Origin of the sequence: Micromonospora sp. NPDC047187 (assembly GCF_040643355.1) — a bacterium.
In the GTDB taxonomy this organism is placed as follows: domain Bacteria; phylum Actinomycetota; class Actinomycetes; order Mycobacteriales; family Micromonosporaceae; genus Micromonospora; species Micromonospora salmantinae.
Map to the genome: position 1 here is coordinate 98,034 of NZ_JBEYUF010000012.1, position 12,880 is coordinate 110,913.

At 70.0% G+C, this 12,880-nt stretch carries 14 protein-coding genes and 1 pseudogene; 3 read left to right on the forward strand and 12 right to left on the reverse strand.

Translation table 11 applies throughout. The features are described 5' to 3' along the window. Window positions 1-84: 84 nt before the first annotated feature. The 9 genes and pseudogenes from ABZ794_RS20165 to ABZ794_RS20205 form a co-directional block, all read right to left on the reverse strand. Window positions 85-678, reverse strand: coding sequence for a dihydrofolate reductase family protein (locus ABZ794_RS20165; RefSeq protein WP_210781186.1), 594 nt, complete (start codon window positions 676-678; stop codon window positions 85-87). Window positions 679-842: 164 nt separating this feature from the next. Further along, window positions 843-2,252 carry a non-reducing end alpha-L-arabinofuranosidase family hydrolase gene (locus ABZ794_RS20170; protein WP_210781187.1) on the reverse strand — a complete coding sequence of 470 codons (1,410 nt, stop codon included), beginning with the start codon at window positions 2,250-2,252 and terminating at the stop codon, window positions 843-845. Window positions 2,253-2,438: 186 nt separating this feature from the next. Then, entirely contained in the window at window positions 2,439-2,834 is a 396-nt protein-coding gene (locus ABZ794_RS20175) for a hypothetical protein (protein ID WP_357517004.1), read from the reverse strand. A gap of 25 nt (window positions 2,835-2,859) precedes the next feature. Beyond that, a pseudogene (locus tag ABZ794_RS20180) lies at window positions 2,860-3,096 on the reverse strand (IS701 family transposase); the annotation flags it as partial. Between the two features lie 125 nt (window positions 3,097-3,221). After that, entirely contained in the window at window positions 3,222-4,469 is a 1,248-nt protein-coding gene (locus ABZ794_RS20185) for an epoxide hydrolase (RefSeq protein WP_210781188.1), read from the reverse strand. Between the two features lie 483 nt (window positions 4,470-4,952). Further along, window positions 4,953-5,396, reverse strand: coding sequence for an OsmC family protein (locus ABZ794_RS20190; RefSeq protein ID WP_210781189.1), 444 nt, complete (start codon window positions 5,394-5,396; stop codon window positions 4,953-4,955). 25 nt (window positions 5,397-5,421) lie between these two features. After that, window positions 5,422-7,161 carry a multicopper oxidase family protein gene (locus ABZ794_RS20195; protein ID WP_357516912.1) on the reverse strand — a complete coding sequence of 580 codons (1,740 nt, stop codon included), beginning with the start codon at window positions 7,159-7,161 and terminating at the stop codon, window positions 5,422-5,424. Beyond that, complete coding sequence (locus ABZ794_RS20200; RefSeq protein ID WP_238689354.1) at window positions 7,158-7,610, reverse strand: DUF6220 domain-containing protein; 453 nt, start codon at window positions 7,608-7,610, stop codon at window positions 7,158-7,160. The genes ABZ794_RS20195 and ABZ794_RS20200 overlap by 4 nt, the downstream gene beginning before the upstream one ends. A gap of 10 nt (window positions 7,611-7,620) precedes the next feature. Then, window positions 7,621-8,616 (reverse strand): carboxymuconolactone decarboxylase family protein, encoded by a 996-nt coding sequence (locus tag ABZ794_RS20205; protein WP_210781192.1) that lies wholly within the window; start codon window positions 8,614-8,616, stop codon window positions 7,621-7,623. A gap of 144 nt (window positions 8,617-8,760) precedes the next feature. On the opposite strand from ABZ794_RS20205, the gene ABZ794_RS20210 reads away from it, so the two are divergent. The 3 genes from ABZ794_RS20210 (at window position 8,761) to ABZ794_RS20220 (ending at window position 11,400) form a co-directional block, all read left to right on the forward strand. Then, entirely contained in the window at window positions 8,761-9,891 is a 1,131-nt protein-coding gene (locus ABZ794_RS20210) for a sensor histidine kinase (RefSeq protein WP_247668847.1), read from the forward strand. Between the two features lie 25 nt (window positions 9,892-9,916). Continuing rightward, complete coding sequence (locus ABZ794_RS20215) at window positions 9,917-10,579, forward strand: response regulator transcription factor (RefSeq protein WP_357516916.1); 663 nt, start codon at window positions 9,917-9,919, stop codon at window positions 10,577-10,579. Between the two features lie 107 nt (window positions 10,580-10,686). After that, complete coding sequence (locus tag ABZ794_RS20220; protein ID WP_357516917.1) at window positions 10,687-11,400, forward strand: hypothetical protein; 714 nt, start codon at window positions 10,687-10,689, stop codon at window positions 11,398-11,400. A gap of 13 nt (window positions 11,401-11,413) precedes the next feature. Here ABZ794_RS20220 and ABZ794_RS20225 read toward each other — a convergent pair whose 3' ends face one another. The 3 genes from ABZ794_RS20225 to ABZ794_RS20235 all read right to left on the reverse strand — a co-directional run bounded on the left by ABZ794_RS20225 (window position 11,414) and on the right by ABZ794_RS20235 (window position 12,734). After that, a complete protein-coding gene (locus ABZ794_RS20225) occupies window positions 11,414-12,181 on the reverse strand; it encodes a class I SAM-dependent methyltransferase (RefSeq protein ID WP_357516919.1) in 768 nt (255 codons plus the stop codon). Between the two features lie 71 nt (window positions 12,182-12,252). Then, window positions 12,253-12,525, reverse strand: coding sequence for a hypothetical protein (locus ABZ794_RS20230; protein ID WP_357516921.1), 273 nt, complete (start codon window positions 12,523-12,525; stop codon window positions 12,253-12,255). Beyond that, on the reverse strand, window positions 12,522-12,734 hold the full coding sequence (locus tag ABZ794_RS20235) for a hypothetical protein (protein WP_357516923.1): 213 nt from the start codon (window positions 12,732-12,734) through the stop codon (window positions 12,522-12,524). The genes ABZ794_RS20230 and ABZ794_RS20235 overlap by 4 nt, the downstream gene beginning before the upstream one ends. Between the last annotated feature and the right edge of the window lie 146 nt (window positions 12,735-12,880).

A 12,880-nucleotide genomic window follows, 5' to 3' on the forward strand; every position in this document is an offset into this window, starting at 1 on the left:
GATCCTGTCGCCGCCGACGTCAACCGTCAATATCGATAGACCTCACTAAATGCCCGTCCGAAGTGTGGGATACATCAGTGGCGATCAATCAAGCGGTGCGTAACCGACCGAAGTCGGTGCCGTGCCCGGCGCGTAGATCAGGCGAAGGACGCCGGTCGGGAACGTCTCCGACGCCACCAGTCGCAGGTGGTACGCCGCGTCGCCCTCGTCGAACAGCTTGCGACCCTTGCGCGCGGCCACCGGATGCACCAGCAGACGCAGCTCGTCGACCAGGCCGGCGGCGAGCAGTTGCTGCACCACGGAGATCGACCCGGGGATGAGGATTCCCCGGACGTCGGCATCGGCCTTGAGCGCGGTCACGGCGTCGATGAGGTCCCCGTCGATCAGCTCGGAGTTGCGCCAGGAGAACTCCAGCGGCTGGCGCGAGGCGACGACCTTGCGCATGTCGCCGAGTTGCTTGGCGAACGGTGCGTCGTCGCCACCGGCGGCCTCCCGGTCGGGCCAGGCCCCGGCGAAGCTGTCGTACGTCTCGCGGCCGATGAGCAGCACGTTGGCGGCGTCATAGTCCTCGGTGACGGCGCGGCCCATGTTCTCGTCGAAGTACGGGAAGTGCCAGTCAGGGTCGATCTCGGCCACACCGTCGGCCGAGATGAACAGCGTGGAGATGACCTTTGCCATCGCGGGGGCCCCTTCGAGTCGGGTGATGTCGGTAGGTCGACCGGCGCATCGTCCCAAACTCGTCAGCCACAGGCCGCCCCGCTGCTGCGTGTCGTATCCCGTCTTTGTCCGGGGCGGGCTCGGCGTGACGCCGAGCCCGCCCGTTACGGATCAGTCGAGCGTGATCAAACCGGGCGCTGCAGGGTCAGCAGACCCGGCCGGTACGGCAGGAGGCCGTAGTCGCCGCCGGAGTTGGGGGAACGACCTTGGTAGAGCAGTTGCAGGTTGCAGGGGTTGACGGTCATCGTCTGGTCGGCGTTGGTGCGCAGCAGCTCACCGTGGCTGATGTCGTTGGTCCAGGTGGCACCGCTGTTGGCCTTGCCGGCGAACGGGTTGCTCTCGCTGGTGGCCTGCGGCGTCCACGAGCCGCCCAGGCTGGTGGCCGTGAACGAGCGGAAGTAGCGTCCCTGCGAGCCGATCGCCTCGACGATCATGAGGTAACGGTTCTGGCCCTGGAGCTTGTAGACCTGAACGGCCTCGAACAGGTTGTTGGTGGTGTCGCTCATGATGGTCGTGTAGTTGGAGCCGAAGCTGCCGGGGAAGTTGCCGATCGGCATGCTGGCCCGGTAGATCTTGCCGTTGTCCCCGGCGAAGAACAGGTACATGTTCTGGTCGTCACCGATGAGAGCCTGGTCGATCGGGCCGGTGCCAGAACCGGTGATGCTTCCGCTGAACAGGGTCTGTGCCGCGGACCAGCCGTTCGGGTTGGTCGGGTTGGTCGAGGTCCGGTAGGAGAACGCGGGCCCACCCCACTGGTAGGCGAGCACCCAGATGTTCTTCGGCGCGAAGAAGAACAGCGACGGCGCGACTGTCGCGTTGTTCATCGCGTTCTGGCTGGCCGAGGCCATCTGCGAGTAGTTGGTGAAGAGGCCGAAGTTCATCGAGCCCCACCGGGTGCCGTTGTCGTGGGTGGTGGCGTAGACGAGTTGCTGGCCGTTGTAGGGGGCGACGGTGAAGTCCTTGAGCGACACCCAGCCGGACCTCGGGGTCGCCAACACCCCGGTGGAGGACCACCGGTACGTCGAGGGAAGGTTGCACGTCGGCGGCGGGTCGGTCGGCGGTGGGGTGGTCGGTGGCGGGGTGGTCGGCGGCGGGTCGGTCGGCGGCGGAGTCGTCGTGCCACCGGTGCAGGTGACACCGTTCAGGGCGAAGCTCGTCGGGTCGGGGTTGCTGCCCGTCCAGGACCCGTTGAACCCGAACGACACAGTGCCGTTGGCTGGGATCGCGCCGTTGTAGCTCACGTTCTTCGCGGTCACCGCCGACCCGCTCTGCGTCAGCGACGTGTTCCAGGCCTGCGTCACCGTCTGTCCGGCGCCGTACGACCAGGTCAACGTCCAACTGCTCAACGGGTCACCCAGGTTCGTGATCGCCACGTTGGCGCCGAAGCCGCCCTGCCACTGCGACGACACGGCGTAGTTCACCGAACAACCCTCGGCCGCGGCACCGGCCGGCAGCGCCGCGACAACTGTCGACGACACCAGTAAGCCGACGCCGGCCGCAACCAGACCGACATTGGTGGCTCTGGATCTGGTCATATAGCACCCTCCTCGCGGGACGGCGGCCTATACATTGGTGGTGGTCGCTGAGCGGTGACCGATTGTGAGCGTTAACAGGCCGCGTCAGGTATGTTACGGGAGCGCTCCCATGCACTCAACAGCATCTATCTCCCGTTCTCAGCTACGTCGACTTCGCCGGCGCGGCTGGCCCGCCAGCGACCTTCCTCAGACGACAGTGAGGGTGAGAACACCGAACTGGTTGCCCCGCTGCACGTAGTGCGGCAGATAGAGCTTCCACGTCACGCTCAGCTCGCGCCCGGCCCGCATCGAGGCCGGCACCTCGGCGACCATTTCGAACACGGCACTGCCGCCGGCGGGGATCTGCGGGAGCGCGCGGCAGTTCAGCCGGTACAGCTGGGCCGAGTTCACCGCGTCGTTTGTCGCGTCGCCGAGAGAGAACCGTTCCATCAGGTAGCCCGGGCAGGGGTCCAGCACGAAGGTGCCGTCGGTCGGGTTGCCCAGCGTCACCCGGAAGGTGAGCCGCGACCCGGCGACGGCGGTCGTCGGCCCCTGAACAGCGACGGTGAGCTTTTCGAGCGGCGACGACGGGGGCTTCGACACCGTCACCGGCTCGGTGAACCCGCTGGCGGACCGCGTCGACGTCCCAGTCCGCCCACCGCAGCAACCGCTGCATCCCGCCCGGCGACACATCACCGGCCTGCTCCGCGAGGGTCCAGCCGTTCTTCCGGCCCAGGCCCGACACCAGGCCGCACAGGTACTGGCGCACCCGCCGCCGCGGTTCCGACCGGCGAAATCGAGGCCCGATCCGGGCATGCAGGCTGTCCAACTCCCCGTGCCAACGATCAACATCAACGTCCGTCACAGGCACACCAACGAACCTGACCCGAAGGCGGTTAGCTACTGCCGTTGCCGCGCTAGTCAACTACGGGGCAGGCAGGTAGTCCTGCCTGCCCCGGCATGGCCCAGCCGTGCTGGCCGGGTTGCGGGCTAGCGCAGCGATCGGAACGTTTCGCGGACGTCTTCCGAAAGCAGCTGCGGCTGTTCCCACGCCGCGAAGTGGCCGCCCCTGTCGTGCTGGGCGTAGTGGACGAGGTTGGGGTACGCCTGCTCCGCCCAGCTCCGGGGCACCCGGTAGATCTCGTCGGCGAAGGTGCTCACGCCGACCGGGACCGTCACTCCCTTGACGGCGAAGAAAGGGAGTTTGCTCTCCCAGTACAGCCGCCCCGAGGACACCCCCGTGTTGGTGAGCCAGAAGAGCGTGATGTTGTCCAGGATGTCGTCGCGCGTGAGGTCGCTCGGATTTTTCAGACGCTTCTCCAGGACCTGCTGAACGATGCCGGGCTGACCGGCCCCGTCGCCGTGGTCGATCATGAAGGCGGCGAGGTCGATCGGTGAGTCGGCCAGCCCGTAGAGCGTCTGCGGGCGCGTCCCCATGATCAGCCCGTACGCCACGTGCGACCCAAAGAACTTGAGCAACTGCTCGTACGTGCTCGACTCCTCGTCGGAGAGACCGGACGGCGCCGGAGTGCCGACGAAGGACGCCACGAAGAGGTCCGGCGGAATCGCGCCGGCCATGTTGGTGTGGATGCCGATCAGCTCCGGCGGCGCCGGCTCGGCGGCCGCCGGGTCAGCGCGGCCGCCGGCCATCGCGTCAACGACGATCGCGCCCCAGTCACCGCCCTGCGCCACGAAGCGCGTGTACCCGAGCCGCTTCATGATCTCGACGTAGGCCTTCCCGATGTGCACGGGATCCCAGCCGGTCGTGGTCGGTTTGCCGGAGAACCCGTATCCGGGCATGGACGGGATCACGACGTGGAAGGCATCTGACGCGCTCGCGCCATGCGCCGTCGGATCTGTGAGCCGGCCGATGAGTTTCAGTTGCTCGATGATCGATCCTGGCCAGCCGTGGCAGACGACGATTGGTAGCGCGTCCTCGTGCTGCGAGCGAACGTGGATGAAGTGGATGTCCAGACCGTCGATCTCGGTGACGAAGTGGGGGAACTCCTTCAGCCGCGCCTCGCACTTGCGCCAGTCGTAATCATTCGCCCAGTAACGAGCGAGGTCCTGCATGAGCGCGAGCGGCACGCCCTGCGAATCATCATCAACGGTCTCCTTCTCAGGCCAGCGCGTGGCCTTGATGCGCGCGCGTAGGTCCTCAAGGTCCGCCTCGGAAACCTCTATCTTGAACGGCCGCACTTCTGCGCCGCCTGTTCGCGCTTGCGTCTTGCCAGCCACGCAGGCTCCCTCCCGCCTAGAATGCCCTTGAAGTCGCCGCCCGACCTTGTGTCAGGCCAGCGCCCCCATTTGCTCAGAGCGTAAGACGCGATCTCCTTGTCCGGAGCCATACGAGCAATCCGCCCGGCCTCGCGGGGAGTCCGGGCATCTCATAACGCAACGGCAGTAGGCGAATCGTCTTCGGGTCGGTCCGTTGGTTGCCTGTGACGGGCGCTGATGATGATCGTTGGCACGAGGAGTTGGACCGGTCGCATGCCCGGATCGGGCCTCGGGTTCGCCGGCCGCGCCGCCTGGTCGCGATGGCGCCGACGACACCAACACCATGCCCGAAACTGCCACTACCGACGACATGGCTACCCCTGACCAACTGCCGTGCAGTACTAGGGCACGCTCGGACCTCGACGGCCCTCCCGCGCAGGCTTTCACCACCGCCCTCAAGGGCGGTACAGCTAGCCCGCATATCGGCAGCCGTGCTCAGGCCGATCAGTCTCCGGTGGGCCCGGGGCCCTCGGCGATCGCGACGGGAGTGCCGAGCTCGACGGTACGGGAAACGGTGCACAACCGATCGTGCGACTGCTGCAACGACCGGGGCAGCGCCGCACGGGCCGCGTCGCCCTCCGCGCCCTCGGGGAACGTCACTGTGAACTCGACCCGCAGGTTGCGCATCCGGTTTCCGCCGGCCTCGTCGCGGATCTTGTCGCCGGTGACGGCGACGGCGAACCCGGTCGGCTCGGCACGACGACTGGTGATGTGGTCCACGTCGACAGCGGTGCACCCGCCGATGGCGGCCAGCAGCAACTCCACCGGCGTGAAACTGCCGTCCTCGCCCGTGCCCAACGACACCGAGCCGCCACGGGAGTTCCGCACGACGTAGTTGCCCAGGCTGGTGCGCTCGATCGCCACCGAACGGAAGGTGTCCTCAGTCATGACAGAAAACTACAGGCCGCCGCGATCACGAGTACATGAGATGCAGCGTCATCCCGGCGTCGGCGTGCGCCAGGTTGTGGCAGTGATTGGCCCACATTCCCGGGTTGTCGGCCCGGAACGCCACCTCCCACACCTCGCCCGGACGGACGTCGAACGAGTCCAGCCACAACGGGCTTCCCGCCGCCGGCTCGCCGTCGCGGGCCAGCACCAGGACGTGGTGGCCGTGCAGGTGCCACGGGTGCACGACCTGCGACCGGTTGACGATCGTGAACCGCACGACGTTGCCCAGGCGTACGACCTGCGGCGGGATGTCCGGGTCGGCCGCGCCGTTGACGGTGTGGGCGTACCGCGGTAGCAGTCTGCGCAGGCCGAGGCCACGATCGAGGACGAGGGTGAACGTCTTGTCGAACCGGGACCAGGGCACCGGAGCGGTCGCGCCGTAGCCGAGCGGATCGAGCACCGGCCAGGCGCCGGTCGCCGTCGACACCGGGCCGGTCGAGTAGACCGCCCGCCCGTCGACGAACAGCGCCACCGGGGTCGCCGGCGCGTCGAAGACCAGGTCGTAGCGGCCCCCGGCCGGGATCAGCACGGCGGTGTCCACCAGTGGCGTCGGGCCGCGCAGGTCGACGCCGTCGATCGCGGCCACCCGGAACGCGGTCCCGGCCAGGGCGTACCGGTGCGTCGTGCTGTCGGTGTTGATCAGCCGCAACCGCACCGGCAGGCCGGCGTCGACCTGCTCCACTCTCGGCGCGGGCAACGGACGGCCCGCCAGGGTGTGCACCGGCACTGTGACGTCGAGGCCGGTCACCGGGCCCGGTCGCACCACCAGCACACCGTAGAGACCCATCCGCACGCCGACATCGGAGGCCGAATGCGTGTGGTACCAGTACGTTCCGGCCTGGTCGGCGCGGAACCGGTAGACGAACTCCTGCCCGGGCCGCACCGCCGCCTGCGTCACCCCGGGTACCCCGTCCTGATCGTTCGGCACGTCGTACCCGTGCCAGTGCAGTGTGACCCCGCGCCCGATGTCGCGGTTGCGTAGCGTCACCTCCAGGACGTCGCCGACGGTGGCGGTCAGCTCCGGTCCGGGGACCTGCCCGTTGAACGCCCACGCCGCGACGTTCCGGCCGCCCGCGTCCACGGTGGCGGTTGCGGCGGTCAGGGTGAACCGCCGGGTGGGTTCGTCGGCGATCCGGGCCGCCGGGAAACCATGATCATGCGGTACGGCGGGTGCGGCGCCCGGGGCGACGGTCAGCCCGGTTCCGGTCAGCAGCGCCGCGACCGCCACCACGAGGGCCACCCGGGACACCGTTCGGGACGGGCGCGCACCGAGCGCACGCGCCGAGATCACCGTGGCCGCCACGACCCCGGCGACCGCGAGCAGCCCCGCCCCGGCCGACGCCGGGTAGCCGTGCAGGATCGTCACGAGCAGGGCGCTGCTCGTGGCGTACCCGGCGAAGAGCAGCGGAACCGCGACGGCCCGGATGTCGCCCGGGGCCCGCAGCAACCGCGGACCGGCGACGCCCACCGCCGCGAGCGACAGTGGGGCCGCGATGAGGACCTTCTCCGCGGCGAACCACCAGCCGGCGCGGGCGAGGGCGGTGATCGTGATCGCGCGGGCGAGCGTGGCGAGCAGCGCGACGGCCGCCAGTCCCAGTGCGAGCGGGCGGCGACGGGCGGCGGACGCGGCGCCACCGCCCAGCCAGGCGGCGGACGCGAGGACCGCGATCACGAGGTCGGCCACGAGCAGCGACCCGGTGGTCACGCCGGCTCTTCTTCCCGGGTGACCAGCCGAGCCGCGCCGGCGGGAGCCGGGACGGCCAGCTGTCGCGCCGCGCGATGGACGCCGACCACGACGTGCACCGCGATGATTCCGTTGAGCGCGTGCAACCCACCGATGGTCAGGCCGAGCGGGGTGCTGACACCCGACGCGTCGGTGGACGCCTCGGCCAGCATGGCGATGATCGGCTGGAGGAGGACGAGGCCGATCGGCACGATCGCCAGTCCGATGACCTTTCCTGGCGCCTTCGCCAGCGCGGCGAACACTGCGGTGAGCACTGTGAGAATCGGGATGACCGCCATGCCGTTGACGCTGTGCAGCGCGTACGCGTCGTCACCGGCGGGTCTGGTGAACCCGCCCACGGCGGCGAGGACGAACTGCACTGCGAACGCGACGAGCAGCACGGCGCTGACGATGACGAGAGCCTTGCGCATGGGTTACCTCCTAGAGGCGCGCCGAGGCGAGGGCCCGGGCGACGTGATCGGTGGCCGTGATCGCCCCGTACGCGACCAACCGCACGAGGTCGGCATCGGCGGGGTGGGAGAGCCGCCAGAGAGCGACGTCGCCCGGGCTGATCGCGCTGGGCGCGAACGCCGCCAGCAACGCGATCCGGGTCCCGATGCGGTCCCTGCCGGGCACGTCCCGGACCAGGTCGACGGCCCAGTCCGCGGGCCGGGCCGGGAACCGCCCGTCCTCCCAGCGCACGGTGGCCGTGACGGTCCGGCGCGCCACGTCGCCCAGCAGCAGGTCCCCACCCAGGTTGGCGGCGTTCCGCAGCGACGCGTAGGCGACGCCCACCGGGCTGTCCCCCGCCCAGGCGGGAGGTGATGCCGCCGGGTCGGCGTCGAGAAGCGGAAGGCTCCGGCCGGGCTCCTTCGACTCCCGGGCCGCCTTGGCGTAGAGCCGGCCGCCGACCGAGCGCACCAGCGGGGAGCGTTGCAGGCCGCCGGGGAGCAGATCGGGGTCGAGCAACGCGGAGACGACCCGGTTGATGAAGTGGAAGGCGAGCAGGGTGCCGGTGATCTCCGGGCCGTGGGTGCTGGTCCAGTCGGCGGCTCTGGGGCTGCGGCTCGCCTGCGCCCAGCCGACGAGCGCGGCGTGCCTCGGCTCGGCGGGCGTCTCGCCCCGGGCGACGGCCTCGGCCAGCCTCGGTGCGCCCAGCGCATGCAGCAGCAGCACGTGAGCGTCGACGCAGAACTGACAGCGGTTGGCCCGGGACACCGCAGCCGCGACGAGTTCGCGGTCGACCCGGGGAGCGTCCCCGGCGAGCAGCGCCTCCCGCATCAGCGCCCAGGTCGCCGCCAGCACCTCCGGCACGGCCGAGAGCGCCTGGAAGGTCGGCAACGGCCCGAGAAAGTCGTCGCGCAACTGTTGGTAGACGGCCGCGGTGCGGCCGGTGACCGCCCTCGTCGGCGTGGGGGTGAAGAAGCGGTATGTCATGGGCTCGATGCTTGTTCCGGCGGGCCGGGAAAACGTCGTGCCACCGCAGACACTTGCGCTGCCGCTCATACCGCATCCGTGGTACGCCGCGGGTACCACGCGCGCGGGATGCTCCACCGACGACGGCCGTTCTACAGTGCGACCATGCGCCGTGACCTCCCGTACGCCCTCGGCGGTCTCGCCCTCGGCGTCCTTCTGCTCGGCAACGCCGTGCTCACCCCGGACGCCGGGCCGGTCGAGGTGCTCGACGTCGCCCTGGTCCTGGCCACTGTGGTGGCCCTGGCGGTGTGCCGGCGCTACCCGGTGGTGGCGCTCGGCGTGGTCACCGTCGCCATGCTGGCCGTTCACGTCCGGGTGCACCCCGGGGTGTCCGCCGCGTTCCCCGTCCTCTGCGCGGTCTACGTCAGCGCCTGGCAGGGACACCGGGCGGCCGCCGCCGTGGCCAGCCTCGCCTTCCTCGGCAGTTTCCTGGCCCGCGACATCTCGATGGCGCCGGCCGGCCGGCCAGGTCAACTGGTCGCCGAGCGGACGGCCCTGCTGCTCGGCTGGTTCGTGGCGGCCAACGTCGCCGGGCTTGTCGCCCGGCAGCGTCGGGCGTACCTGGAGCAGGTCGAGCAGCGGGCCATCGAGGCCGAACGCACCCGCGAGGAGATGGCGTTGCGGCGCGCCGGAGAGGAGCGCCTGCGCATCGCCCGAGACCTGCACGACTCCCTGACCCACAGCATCTCGGTGATCAAGGTGCAGGCGGGGATCGCCGTGCACCTGGCCCGCAAACACGGCGAGGAGCCGTCGGCCACGCTGCTGGCGATCCAGGAGGCCAGCGGCGCCGCGATGCGGGAACTCCGCACGACCCTCGACGTCCTCCGCGCACCGACCGACGGCGATCGGGTCGGGCTGGCCCGGGTGGACGAGCTGGCCGAGCGGACCCGGGCGGTCGGCGTACCGGTGCAGGTGACCGTCACCGGCCAGCGCGGGGACCTGCCCGACGAGGTCGACCAGGCCGGGTACCGGGTCATCCAGGAGGCGCTCACCAACGTGGCCCGCCACGCAGGGCCCGCGTCAGCGCACATCCAGGTGGAGTACGCCCCGGCGGGGCTGACCGTCGCGGTCAGCGACGACGGTCAGGCGTCGCCGGCTGAGCCGCTGACCCCGGGCGTGGGCCTGCGCGGCATGCGGGAGCGGGTCAGCGCCCTGGGCGGCACGCTGCGGACCGCCGCGCGCGAGGACCACGGGTTCACCGTACGGGCCACCTTCCCGCTGGACGGCCCGCGATGACCGTCCGCCTCCCGGAGGAGCCGGGATGATCCGGGTGCTGATCGCCGACGACCAGGCGCTGATGCGAGCCGGCTTCCGGGCACTGCTCGACGCCGAGGACCATCTGGAGGTCGTCGGTGAGGCGACCGACGGCACCTCGGCCGTCCACCTGTCCCGGTGTCTGCGCCCGGACGTCGTCCTGATGGACGTGCAGATGCCGGGCCTCGACGGTATCGAGGCCACCCGGCACATCGCCGCCGATCCCGACCTCGCCGCGATCCGCGTTCTCATCCTCACCAACTACGGGCTCGACTCCTATGTGTTCGCCGCCCTTCGCGCGGGCGCCAGCGGCTTTCTTCTCAAGGACGCCGACCCCGCCGACCTGCTGCACGCCGTCACCGTCGTCGCGCGCGGTGACGCGCTGCTCGCGCCGACCGTCACCCGCACCCTGATCAGTGAGTTCGTGGCCGGCCCACCGCCGGCCGTGCCGACGGCCGGACGCGACGTGCTGACCGCCCGGGAGCAGGAGATCGTCGAACTGGTCGCCCGAGGGCTCACCAACGACGAGATCGCCGCGCGCATGGTGATCAGCCCGCTGACCGCCAAGACACACGTCAACCGGGCGATGACGAAGCTGCACTGCCGCGACCGGGCCCAGCTCGTCGTGTGGGCGTACGAGTCGGGGCTGATCACGCCACGTCGGCGGTGATCGCCGTCTCCGAGACAGGGGTCGACCAACCCCCCGTGGGAACATGAGGGAGGGTCGACGCACTAGCATTGCCGCCGTCCGCGACGGCTCTGCTGAATCGAGGCGACATGCGTTGGCTCCGTCGATTGCTGGGCGGTAGGCGAGTCCAGCTCGACCCGGGACGACAGCAGGCGCTGCTGCACGACGTCCAGTCCCGGTACGGCTCCCAGGCGCGGATCCGGTTCAACGAGCAGGTCGAGGCGCTCACCGGTTCACTCGACAGTGACGACGGCCTGGTGGTGGCGACCAGGATCGTGAGTCAGGTCGCCGACGAGGCCCACGTGGACCTTCAGGCCCAGGCCCAGGACATCCACCGACGCACCGGCCGGCGACTGCTGGTGCACCGCCGCAACTACCGGCCGCTGTGGAAGGAGGCGGGCCCGGCCCTGCGCTGGCCGCTGTTCGCACTGCCGTGCGGCTTCCACCCGTACGCGCAGGTGGCCGCCGCCGTCACAGTGCTCGGCAACCGGGCGCCCCGGCTCGACCGGGTGACCGACCCGAACCCGCTGGTGACCCGCGTGTTCGAGGTGCTCGACCTGACCACCTCCGGCTGGGAGTACGGCCGGGTGCGGGTGGACACCGATGCCGCCACCCTGGCCAATCGACTGATCGTCAGTGCCGGGCAGGTCCTCGCGGCCATGGACGATCCGCCGCGACTGCCGCCCGCGGTCCGTGAGCTGATGCGTCGTAACAACACCGTCGCCGTGCACGATCCGGCCGGCCCTCGGGCGGTCGGCGGGATCAACCTGGGCGCGCGGATGCGGGAAGAGTTCCTGGTCTGAGCGCCAGCGGGCGCTACTGCTCGGGGCGCCGGCGGGCGAGATGCACGAGGATGTCGGCGGAAAGCTCGACCGTCTCGGGCAGGATCCGCTCGATCCGACGGAAGACCTGCTCCTGCTTCGAGGCCGGCAGCTCAAGATACGCCGAGACCGTCGACAGGTGCCCGACGTAGTCGCGCGCACTCATCGTCAGTCGACGCTCGATCACGGTCTGCCGCACATCGGTGAACCATTCGGAGCGTTGGAGTTCGGTGCCGGGCCACTGCATGGCCTGCCCCGGGGGCGTGCCGTCGGGAGAGGGAATCTCGTCGCTCTCCAGGAAGGGTGCCCGGACGAGACGGACAGCGTCCGCCACTGCCGGGTCGACCAGCTGGGTTGGTCCACCGAACGAGGCGAACACGCCGCCGGGTTCCAGCAGCGCGGCCACCCGCGACCATCGCCCCTCCGGTGTCGTCCAGTGCAGAGCCGCCGCCGCGTAGACCAGGTCGTACCTCGCGCCCGGCCGCAGGTCCTCGAACGCGGCCCGCACGGTCTCGACGCCTGCTGGCACGTGCTTGCGCAGCTCGGCGAGCATGGCCCCGTCCGGCTCGGTGGCGGTGACAGTGACGCCCGCTGCGGCGAACAGTCGGGTCGCCTTGCCCGTTCCGGCCCCGATCTCCAGCGCCGTTCGAATCGGCCGACCCGCGTAGCTCAGGACCAGGTCGACAAGCTCGGCGGGGTAGCCCGGTCGGTACCGTTCGTACTGCTCCGCCACCATCCCGAAGCTCAGTGCGCGAGCAGGCATGCCGCCAATCCTGTCACCACTCGCGTCGGTGCTGCGCCATCTTCCGCGCCCAAACTGGTCGGCTGCGCCCGTTAGGCCGGCGCGCGCGAACTGACGCGCTTCTGACGCCCCGGCTTCCCGACCACCACGGATGCCGGGGCGGAACGCAGCCCGGACTTCATCACATACAGCTCACGCTTGGCCTTGGCCATCCCTCGCGCGTCGAGGACGTACCCCGTGATCCACACCCAACCGTTGTACGGGTCGTCCCCGCCGATGGACACCACCCGCATCAACAGTGCTCGGTCCCCCGTGAACTGCACCGAGCAGGCAGGGCCGACGAACACGACGTCTCCGGCCTTCACGGCAACCAACCGATGAACCTGCGTCGGAGCACGTCCGGGGGTGCCCAGCTCATGTCCTGTCCGGCGGAGATCAGGCAGAGGCTCATGTAGTACGCCAGCGGCACCTGCTCGTGTTCGGTCAGTAGTTCAGCGCGGCGTGTGGCGCAGGGCCAGGGCCGGTCGCATCCCTCGCACAGCCAGAGTGGCAGGACCGGTGCGTGTGTGGTCATCAGCGCTCACCCGGCCAGTGACCCCGGTTGATCGGGATTTTGTGTCTGGTCCGACACGGCAGCTCATTCCCGCACTTGCAGACGTTCCGCCACTTGATCCACGACCACACCGGCTTATGCCTGCGAGCCAGAGTCATCGCTACCGC